The organism is Alkalibaculum bacchi, from assembly GCF_937875145.1.
GTDB classification, from domain to species: Bacteria; Bacillota; Clostridia; order Eubacteriales; family Alkalibacteraceae; genus Alkalibaculum; species Alkalibaculum bacchi_A.
This window is the reverse complement of record NZ_CALNCS010000135.1, coordinates 1-9,992: the sequence shown is the minus strand read 5'-3', so window position 1 is coordinate 9,992 and position 9,992 is coordinate 1. Positions and strand designations below refer to the sequence as shown.

Genomic DNA, 9,992 nt, shown 5'->3' with positions numbered 1-9,992 from the left:
TCACGTGGCGTTTTTTTGTATAATGGTGGCTAACTTAATTATATAATCCACCATAAATAATGAAAGTAAAATTCTATTACTATTAATATATACGAGTATATTATATATACCCTGTTTTATAGAAATTAGACAATGTAGTTGTAAGTTCTATGTAAAAGCTTATGAAAAAAGCCACCAAATGGCGGCTGGTAGCTACTCCTTGATTTATTCTAGTAGAGAAGGGAGTCTCATGGCGTGTTGGGCTTCTGTATCTCTAACCACAAAAAAAATATTCTGCCATTCTATAGTGGGAGCATTTAAGTATTGTTTGCTGTATTCTTCGTAATCTTTAATCTCGTCATTCATCTTTTGAATAATGGACTCTTTATAATCATTAATTTTTATATAGCTTATTTCTGGAGTATAATGAGATGCTCTTAAATAATAATATATTTGTCCAAATAATTCTGCATGGTTTTTCTCATCTTCACTAAAGGACAACAAGAGGTCTTTTGCTACATTGGATGGTGCTAGATGGGATAGCTCTTCATAGTAATGGCTATCTATAAGCTCATCTGTAATATAATTCTTTAAGTTCGAAATAATATACGATTCATACTCTTTATCACAATCTATCAATCTATCTATATTCAAAGGAATTCCCCCAATTTTATTGTTAGTATATTTTATGCCATTTAAATAAGGAAGTTACTAATTAATCTCGTGGCAAAGCTTAGGAACCTCTTATTCTTTAAAAGAATAGCTCTACATTTAACTGGAGCTCCTATCCTAGTTACTTTAAGCATAGAGAAGAATTTTGACTTTAAAAGAATACCCTAGTGCTAGTGACTTAAGACAAGTGACTAAGGACTAAAATGATTCTAGTATTTTACTTATTGATTTGTTATACTAACCCTTAGTATTAAAATTGATGGATCATGAGAAAGAGGAATGAAAAAATGATTGATTTTTTACCTATAGATAAAGACGATTTACTTGAACGGGGATGGAATGAGGTAGACTTTGTATTGGTCTCAGGTGACGCCTATGTAGATCATCCTTCCTTCGGAGCCGCAGTTATTGGAAGGGTATTAGAAAGTAGAGGATATCGAGTTGCCATTATTGCACAACCAGACTGGAAATCCATCAAAGATTTTAAGCGATTTGGCAGACCAAGGCTTGGATTTTTGGTAACTGGTGGAAATATGGATTCAATGGTAAACCAGTACACCGTTTCCAAGAGAATGAGAAGAGACGATATGTATTCTCCTGGTGGAAAAGGAGGGTATCGCCCAGATCGCGCTACGATTATTTATTCTTCAAAAATCAAGGAAGCATATAGCGATGTGCCAATTATTTTAGGGGGGATTGAAGCGAGTCTTAGGCGATTTGCTCATTATGATTATTGGTCTAATAAGATTAGAAGATCCATACTCTTAGATGCAAAAGCAGATTTGATCGTCTATGGAATGGGAGAAGAGCAAATTATTAAAATTGCGGAGGCTTTAGAAAGCGGATTACCTGTTTCTGAAATTACTTTTATAGAGGGAACTGTGTATAAGACAAAAGATAAAAAAAGACCTTATAAGCCCATCTTTTTACCCCATTACGATGAAATATTAGCCTCAAAAGAGACATATGCTAAAAGCTTTCTAATTCAGTCTAATAATATGGATTCTGTAGTAGGGAAACCCCTTGTTGAACCTTATCGAGATTATTTTGTTGTACAAAACCCACCACCTGAGCCAATGACTAGAGAAGTGTTAGATTCTGTTTACGATCTACCTTTTATGCGAACTTACCATCCTATATATGAAAAAGACGGAGGAATTCCAGCCATTAAGGAAGTAAAATTTAGTTTAATTAGCAATCGAGGTTGCTTTGGAGGCTGTAATTTCTGTGCCCTTACTTACCATCAAGGTCGAGTAGTTCAATCTAGAAGTCATGAGTCTATAATAGAAGAAGCAAAAAAAATTATAAGCGAGTCAGATTTTAAAGGCTACATTCACGATGTAGGTGGTCCCACTGCGAACTTCAGAGATAGGGCCTGTACTAAGCAAGAAAAGCATGGTGTTTGCATGAACAAACAATGCTTAGATCCTGAGCCATGTAAACAGTTAAAAGTGGACCATAAAGATTATCTAAACCTTTTAAAAGAGCTAAGAGAATTGCCTGAGGTAAAAAAGGTGTTTGTTCGCTCTGGCATTCGATATGATTACTTAATGGCAGATCCTAATGATGATTTTTTTTGGGAGCTATGTGAACACCATATTAGTGGGCAATTAAAAGTTGCACCAGAACATATCTCTCCTAAAGTTTTGGAAAAGATGGGTAAACCAAAAAGAGAAGTATATGAAAAGTTTAGAAATAAGTATGAAAAGATTAATGAAAAGCTAGGTATGAAACAGTTTTTGGTTCCTTACTTAATGTCTAGTCATCCTGGCTCAGATTTAAATGCGGCTATTGAATTAGCAGAGTATTTGAGAGATTTAAATCATATGCCTGAGCAGGTACAAGACTTTTATCCTACTCCAGGGACTTTGTCCACTTGTATGTTTTATACAGAATTAGATCCTAGAACGATGGGAAAAGTATACGTTCCTAAAAACCCTCATGATAAGGCAATGCAGAGAGCTTTAATACAGTATCGAAAACCGAAAAATTATGACTTAGTGTACGAAGCACTGACAAAGGCGGGGAGAAGAGATCTCATAGGTTATGATAAGCACTGCCTCATTCGCCCTCGAAAAAGCTCCCATGAAGACAACCGTGATAAACAACATAAAAAAGAAACTACTGATGTAAGACAAAGAAATAAAAGAGAAACCGATGGGAGTAGAACAAAAAAGCATACAAATTCCAACAGAAAGCATAAAAAACGCACAAGACTTTAGATTACCATTAGCATTTATCGTATGGGATAACGAGTCGTCATCCCATACAAACTAAGAAGCGAGATGTAAAAAATAAGATACTCTCTATAGAAAGTTCTGCTTTCAGACTTTTGCCTTCTGCTTAAAATTCTAAACTAAAAATTGCGCTAATCGCATTTCCTGTTCAATGATATATTTTTAACCATATCTTTAAACACTTTTTCATAAAAATAAGATATAATAAAAATATAGATTATAATACAAATGTCATAATCATAGTTGTGATTATTAAATATTTAAGCAATACTAATGGTATCTTATTGAATATTTATCGACAAATAATCACGACTATGTTTTATTTTCTAGAACAAAATAGTAACCTATTCTCCTAATGGTCGTAATATACTGTGGATCTGCAGGATCATCTTCAATTTTTTTTCGAATATTGCTTACATGTACCTTTACTGTCCGCACGTCACCATAACTAGGGGTGGTCCAAATATTATCATATATTTTATTGAGAGATAAAATCTGATTTGGATTATCAACCATAAAGTTTAAAATTTTAAACTCTAAGGGAGACAAATATATTTTCTCTCTATTTTTAATTACGGTGTGGTTGCTTGAATCTATAATGCAATTTCCAAAAGTCTTTTTTAGTGTAGAATCATCCGTTTTATTGATACCAATCTCAATGCGACGTAAATTAGCCTCAATTCTCGCAATAAGGACGTCGGTATTAAAAGGTTTAACTAAATAATCATCTCCACCCATTTCTAGAGCCTTGACGATTGTATTGTCATCATCAATACAGCTTATAAATATAATGGGGCAATTACTGATCTTCCGTATTTCACCGCAAAAGTCCACTCCATCTAAATCTGGTAACATAATATCTAATAGTACTAAATCAATATGGTGATTATGTAAGTGAGATAAAGCCTCTTTACCATCATTGGCAATGTATAGATTACAGTTAAGGGAAGAAAGATTGATCTTAATAATTTCACAGATGTCGAAGTCATCGTCAACTAATAATATATTTATCATAGTATTACCTCCATATTTATTATACAATAATAAAAAAGGAAATAGAAGGATAAAAGACATGATAAAAATTTCTAAAAAACGATTAATAGGTGCAATAATCTGTGTGTGTTTGTCCGTACAATTATTAATTTATATAGGAAATTATAATACAGATGCATTTCGTCTATACGCAAAAGAAGGCGTACTTGACGCTAGAGACGTCAGCTGGGACGGTTATGTAAAGTACTCTCTTAGTGGAGAATGGGAAGTATACGATGGGCTTTTGCTCAATCCAAATCAATTAGAAGAGAATATTGAACAATCAAAGTACTTAACGAAAGTAAGAGGTAGCCTAGATCGGTCAAAAAATGAAAGAACATATCATTTAAGGATAATGACAGATGAGAAAAGATTATTATCTCTTTTATTATCGGACATGCAAGCCTTTCGAATTTGGATAAATGGGAAAGAGTTCGTAAATTATAGATTTCCTGGAGGAATACAAGAGATCCATAGAATGCACGTAGTACGATTAGATGAAGCGGATTATATTGCAAGTGAGGAAGGTTATGAATTAGATATTGTCATGCAGGCAAAAAATCGCATTAATTACCGAGAATTTCCTTGGCGAATTTTTATTGGCCCATGTGCTGTAATTACAGGCCTTGAATACATCAATTTAATCGTGAATAGTTTTGCAATCGGTATTTACTTTATCATTATGATATATAGTTTTTCATTATATAAACAAAAGACCAGTGAGAAATACTTATTATTTTTAGGTTTATTGAGTTTTGGAAGTATCATTACAATCCTTTTAGACTCAAACCTTCTGTTCCTTTTTAAGTCTATTCCATTAAAATCAGAATACTGGAGGGAATTAATTCGTTTTTTTCTCATTTTTAACTTAGTTATGATTAATATTATATATCATCTACTTCACTTTGAGGTTCCAATGGATAAAAAGCACAAATGGTTCTTGTCCAGTGTGCTAATCATTGCTAGTATAACGACTATACATCCCTTTGAACGTTGGATTACTGTAGCAAATTTTTTGCATATTTGGATGGGACGTGTCCTGGTTTTCGTCAATTTTATTACGATACTTAGAGCATATTTAATTAAAAAGACAAGCCTAATCATGCTTATTGGAGGATTTAGTTTTACAGTTAGTTATATTTTTGATTTATTACATAATCAAGGCTTCATGCCAGTAGGTATCGTGAATGTATGGATTAGTACATCTCAGTACGGTCATATATTTATGGTGATCTGTGCATTTATTGTAGCTCAAAAATTTGCTCAAAAATTTGATGATGCAGATCGCTTCGCTTACCAATTGGAATTTATGAATCAAAATCTAGGAAAAATCGTAGAAGATAAGACCAGTGAATTAAAACAGTCTTATGAAGAAAATATGAAGATCGAAAAAGACAAGCAGAATTTTGTATTGAATATATCACATGATCTTCGAAGTCCTCTTTTTATCGTACAAGGTTATATTGATGCCATTGTAAATGGAGTCGTCACAGAAAAAGAAGATATAGATCGTTACTTAAAGAGAGTACAGGTTAAAACTCAGTATTTAAATAGGCTAATAGGAGATTTGTTTTTGATTTCAAGATTAGAGACAAACAAAATTATATTTAATTTTGAAAAGCTAAATCTTATTCAACTGATAAAACAGGTTGTGACAGATATGAATCTAGAGGCAAATATAAAAGATATTCAATTGGAAGTGTCTCTAGAATTAGAAGAGTTTATAATTGAAGGGGATCGGAATAGATTACAACAGGTCATACAAAATGTAGTTATTAATAGTATAAAGTATACACCAAGTGGTGGTAAGGTGAAGGTTCTTATTGTTGAATACAGTAAAAAGGATATTGTATTTGAAGTGAGAGATAACGGAATAGGGATTAAAGAAGAAGAGCTCCCTATTGTTTTTAATAGATATTATAAATCTAAGAAAACTGAATACAGTGAAGACTCTACAGGCCTAGGTTTATTCATTGCTAAAGAGATTGTAGAAAAACATAAGGGAAGTATATGGATTGAGTCTGTATTTGGAGAGGGGACAAGTGTGTTTATACGGTTGCCGGTAAGACAGAATGGATACCAGCGGTAGCCATTCGTTGTAAGTTCTAAGTTCTACGTTGTAAGCAAAACTCCATTAAGACTTTAACAGTAGTTTAACGATTGTTGAACAATAGTTAAATATGGTTAAACTATTGTTTGCTACTAAAGGGTTTTACTTAGAACTTACAACGTAGAACTTAGAACGAAAGCGCCGAAGGCGCTTTCTACAGGCTATCACCAAAATCATCTCGGAATGCTGAGACTAATTTTTCTTGCCAGTTTGATACAGGTTTTAATTTACCAGTAAAAAAGCGTAGTATTCTAGGCTCCTCGACAAAAGTCAAGCCTTCTATTAAATGCCTGTTTTTGTATAGCCAAATAATCCTATCCGCTGTGTATTTCACTTGGGATAAAGTGAATACTCTACGAGGCAAGGCTAAACGGACTAGTTCCATATCTGCAAGGTGTTCACTGCCATCTGGATTTCTTTCCTCAGATAATGTTCCACGTTCCATTCCTCTTATGCCACCAGTAATATAGATTGCTGCGGCTAATGCTCCGGCTGGGTATTGTTCTTGAGGAATATGGTTGACGAATTTCATAGCGTTAATATGGCATCCAAGGCCACCTGGAGGGGTGATGACGGGAACGCCACCTCTTTGTAATTCTTCTGCCATAAATGCGATAAATTCAGGACCTTGATTAATGACTTCCTCATCCATTGTTTCCTCTAAGCCAATGGTCATAGCTTCTATTTCTCTTACAGACATTCCACCATAAGTTAAAAATCCTTCATATAAAGTTACGAATTCCTTCATTTGAGCAAAAATCTTCTCATCTCTTATACAGATTCCACCACCCCTAGCACAGCCTAGCTTTCTGCCTGAAAAATAAATAATGTCACAGAGATCGGAGATGCGTTTTGTAATTTCTCTAATAGACAATTCTCTACATTGTTCTTCTCTTACCTTTATAAAGTGAAGATTATCCGCTAATAAGCTAGCATCTAAAACTAATAGTATTTTGTTTTCCTTGCAAAGCTTTTGAACTTCTTCTAAGTTTTCTAATGAAAAAGGCTGGCCACCAATTAAATTAGTACCTGCTTCCATACGTACGAAGGGAATATTTTCTGCACCGTGTTTGTCAATGCAATGTCTGAGTTTATCAGCACATATATTTCCTTTAAAGGGGTAATTGGAAATTACTTCTAATCCCTCGTCTATAATGAGTTCTTCTACAGTTCCCCCATTTAAAACAAAATGAGCCTTTGTAGTAGTAAAGTGATAGTTCATAGGTATAATGCTTCCAGGCTTTACTAAGGTTTGGGCAATGATATTTTCGCAAGCCCTCCCCTGATGGGCTGGTAAGAAGTGTTCAAAACCAAAGATATCTGTGATTTTTTCTTTTAATCGAAAAAATGTTTCACTTCCAGCGTAGCTGTCATCTGCAACCATCATAGCACCTACTTGACGATCACTCATAGCATTTACGCCACTATCCGTGAGCATATCCATAAAGACATCTCGGTTCTTTAAAAGAAAAGTATTATTGCCAGCTTCAGTGATTGCTTTTAGCCTTTTTTCAACAGGTTGTAAGTTTAATTTTTGTACGATACGGACTTTGTGCATCTCCAACGGAATTTGTTCTCCACTAAAAAATTTAATATTTGACATAGTATATCCTCCTATAATTGTTTGATAATTTAGAATATTCTGAATTTAGTAAGTCGTTACGTATTGATCGATTGTTGTTCTGGCTCTAAGGAATTGGCTTTGCGCTTTCGATCGGCTCATCATTTCACGAAAAAAATCCCCGCCCTTCAAATTATATTCAAAGGACGGGGTTTCCGTGGTACCACCTAAGTTTGTTTCTATCTCGCAATAGAAACCTCAATAAGTATTTGCATACTTAAGCATATAACGGATGCTCACCGGGCTCCTCCTACTAGAGTATGGTTCAGAGGGCAGTTTATGAGATGTATTCAGCAATCATACCTTAGTGCCTTGCATCAACCGGCACCTTTCTGTTAGTGTTCTGAAATGCTTACTTGTTCTCAATCATTACTTTTGTTTTATTTAGTTTGGTTCGTTTGGGAAATCTATTCCACTACGTAAAAAAACCCGCCCTTTAAGGAGGCTTTTATAATGGAAAATTTTAAAGGTTTGGTTGATATTATAAATAGTAGCCCTCCGGAATTGGCTTCACCAATTCCTCCGTCGCGCCACTCGCAAAATGAAAGCATAGCTTTCATTTCGTAGATATGTAATTTCACAGCTAATTCAGCAAGCTGATTGTCAGTTACATTACACATCTACTGCGAAAGCTACGCTTTCGCTTTGCTCGTTAGTTCGCGAAAAAAAACCGCCCTTTAAATTATATTCAAAGGACGGGGATTAACCGCGTTACCACCAATGTTCGTTTCTATCTCACAATAGAAACCTCAGCAAGTATTTACATACTTAAGCATATAACCGATGCTCATTGGACGCCTCCTACATATTGCACTTTCAGAGGGTTGCTCTTGAGATGTATTGGGAAAATCATACCTGAATGCCTTGCATCAACCGGCATCTTTCTGTTAGGATATAAAATTCTTACTTGTTCTCAGTCATTGCATTTATTTGGATTTTAATATATATTATTTTATAAGTTCAAAAATGTCAATCATTTTATGAAAAATAATTATTATTTATTTTTTACTAACATACTGATAGTTGAGATCTAATACAAGAGTTCTGTAAGATTAGAAATAATTTCAACTACTGTCCATACATAGAACTTAGAACTACTGCGTCTCATGCGCTTATCAATAATAGACTGGAGATCCATATGAAGGAAAAAATCCTTAAACTTTTAAAAGAAAATAAAACACAATACTTATCTGGAGAATATTTAAGCACTGTATTTGGTGTGTCTAGGACCGCTGTATGGAAAGTAATTAAGCAGCTTCAAGAGGAAGGCTATATCATTCAGTCAAAGACAAAATTGGGATATAAACTAGTAGAAAGCCCTGATAATTTATACTCTTATGAAATACAAGAAGGATTGAGGACGAAGAGGATAGGAAAAAACATATACTATTTTGAGGAAATTGATTCTACTAATGATTACGGAAAAATAGTGGCGCAAAAGCCTTTTGAAGATGGAGATATCATCATCGCAGAAAGTCAAAAGAAAGGGAGAGGAAGGTTCTCAAGGGAATGGGTTTCTCCTATGAGAAAAGGGGCTTATTTATCAATTTTATTAAAGCCTCAAATATCCTTTGAAAAAATAACCCGACTTACGATTATTACTGCTCTTGCCGTATGCTCAGCCTTAGAAGACTATATTCAAAAAAAAGTGGAAATAAAATGGCCTAATGATATATTAATAAACCAAAAAAAAATCTGTGGTATTTTGACGGAGATTAGCGGAGAAGTAGATAAGATTAATTATGTAGTTATTGGAATAGGTATCAATATTAATTTAGATATAGAAGATTTTGATGAATCGTTAGCAGCAAAAGCAAGTTCTTTAAAGATTGAAACTGGAAAAATACAAAAACGAAAAGAGGTTGTACAAAAGATACTAAATATTTTTGATCAGTATTACGATGATTTCCTAAATGATGAGAATTATGAAAGTATAATTGATGAATATCGAAAGAAATCTTATTTGATAGGAAAAAACGTAGAGGTTAAAATATATAATAATGATTCTATTCGTGCAAGAGTATTAGATATTGAAAAAAACGGAGCTTTAAAAGTGGAATTAGAAAATGGAGAAATTCGAGATCTTCTATCTGGAGAAGTAACTTTATCTACAAGTTTTTAATGAGATTGAATTCTTTTTATGATGAGAGCTCAAAAATTGGGCTTTCTAAGAAGCAAAAAGCACGATTAAAATAGAAGAAAAAAGATTTAAATAATTTTTTAAAAAACATTGACTTTGTTTTAGTCCTAAGTTATACTAGTACATGTCCTCAAAAAAAGACAAATAATATGGTCGCATAGCTCAGCTGGGAGAGCACCTGCCTTACAAGCAGGGGGTCAT

Annotated in this window: 6 protein-coding genes and 1 other annotated feature; of the genes, 3 read left to right on the top strand and 3 right to left on the bottom strand. The window is 33.8% G+C overall.

What is annotated here, in order from left to right:
* Positions 1-204: 204 nt before the first annotated feature.
* Positions 205-633 (bottom strand): ferritin-like domain-containing protein, encoded by a 429-nt coding sequence (locus Q7P22_RS08360; RefSeq protein WP_113920588.1) that lies wholly within the window; start codon positions 631-633, stop codon positions 205-207.
* Positions 634-938: 305 nt separating this feature from the next.
* Between Q7P22_RS08360 and Q7P22_RS08355 the strand changes: the two genes are divergently transcribed.
* Positions 939-2,873 carry a YgiQ family radical SAM protein gene (locus Q7P22_RS08355; RefSeq protein ID WP_303863040.1) on the top strand — a complete coding sequence of 645 codons (1,935 nt, stop codon included), beginning with the start codon at positions 939-941 and terminating at the stop codon, positions 2,871-2,873.
* A gap of 327 nt (positions 2,874-3,200) precedes the next feature.
* On the opposite strand, the gene Q7P22_RS08350 is transcribed toward Q7P22_RS08355, so the two are convergent.
* Positions 3,201-3,902 (bottom strand): response regulator transcription factor, encoded by a 702-nt coding sequence (locus Q7P22_RS08350; RefSeq protein WP_303863037.1) that lies wholly within the window; start codon positions 3,900-3,902, stop codon positions 3,201-3,203.
* A gap of 58 nt (positions 3,903-3,960) precedes the next feature.
* Here Q7P22_RS08350 and Q7P22_RS08345 point away from each other — a divergent pair, with 58 nt between their 5' ends.
* Entirely contained in the window at positions 3,961-6,009 is a 2,049-nt protein-coding gene (locus Q7P22_RS08345; RefSeq protein WP_303863034.1) for a cell wall metabolism sensor histidine kinase WalK, read from the top strand.
* A gap of 175 nt (positions 6,010-6,184) precedes the next feature.
* Here Q7P22_RS08345 and Q7P22_RS08340 read toward each other — a convergent pair whose 3' ends face one another.
* A complete protein-coding gene (locus tag Q7P22_RS08340; protein ID WP_303863032.1) occupies positions 6,185-7,633 on the bottom strand; it encodes a tryptophanase in 1,449 nt (482 codons plus the stop codon).
* A 157-nt stretch (positions 7,634-7,790) separates the two neighbouring features.
* Positions 7,791-8,030 (bottom strand) — a binding site (T-box leader).
* A 759-nt stretch (positions 8,031-8,789) separates the two neighbouring features.
* On the opposite strand from Q7P22_RS08340, the gene Q7P22_RS08335 reads away from it, so the two are divergent.
* Positions 8,790-9,773 carry a biotin--[acetyl-CoA-carboxylase] ligase gene (locus Q7P22_RS08335; RefSeq protein WP_303863029.1) on the top strand — a complete coding sequence of 328 codons (984 nt, stop codon included), beginning with the start codon at positions 8,790-8,792 and terminating at the stop codon, positions 9,771-9,773.
* The last annotated feature ends 219 nt before the right edge of the window (positions 9,774-9,992 follow it).

Excerpts from the sequence above, each read along its gene's own strand:
- Q7P22_RS08345 (WP_303863034.1), top strand. The coding sequence starts at position 3,961 with ATGATAAAAATTTCTAAAAAACGATTAATAGGTGCAATAATCTGTGTG.
- Q7P22_RS08350 (WP_303863037.1), bottom strand. The coding sequence starts at position 3,902 with ATGATAAATATATTATTAGTTGACGATGACTTCGACATCTGTGAAATT.
- Q7P22_RS08340 (WP_303863032.1), bottom strand. The coding sequence starts at position 7,633 with ATGTCAAATATTAAATTTTTTAGTGGAGAACAAATTCCGTTGGAGATG.
- Q7P22_RS08335 (WP_303863029.1), top strand. The coding sequence starts at position 8,790 with ATGAAGGAAAAAATCCTTAAACTTTTAAAAGAAAATAAAACACAATAC.
- Q7P22_RS08355 (WP_303863040.1), top strand. The coding sequence starts at position 939 with ATGATTGATTTTTTACCTATAGATAAAGACGATTTACTTGAACGGGGA.